This is a genomic window from Sedimentibacter sp. B4, from assembly GCF_000309315.1.
Lineage (GTDB): Bacteria > Bacillota > Clostridia > Tissierellales > Sedimentibacteraceae > Sedimentibacter > Sedimentibacter saalensis.
This window is the reverse complement of the sequence record NZ_CANG01000103.1, coordinates 1-251: the sequence shown is the minus strand read 5'-3', so window position 1 is coordinate 251 and position 251 is coordinate 1. Positions and strand designations below refer to the sequence as shown.

The 251-nt window shown below is 74.9% G+C and carries 1 pseudogene; it reads right to left on the bottom strand.

Annotation, left to right across the window (positions count from 1 at the left end):
• Positions 1-251, bottom strand: a pseudogene (locus tag BN358_RS27540) (hypothetical protein); the annotation flags it as partial.

Below are 251 nucleotides of genomic sequence, written 5' to 3'. Positions count from 1 at the left end.
GGCGTCGGAGGCGACGCGGAACCGTTCCAGCAGGTCGGCGAACAGCGTGGCGTCCCAGCGCGGGCAGGAACGGGGCGATCGCCGCTGCGGCTCCGCGCGCGGTCCACTCGGGGATCACCGTGAGCTGGTCGAAGACCACCCCCGTCCCGGCCAGGTCGATCCCGGGACGGACCCGGCCGTCCCGGCCCTGTCGCACCGAGCCCGCGTCGGGCCGGACGAGCCCGAGCACGGACTTCAGCAGGGTGGTCTTG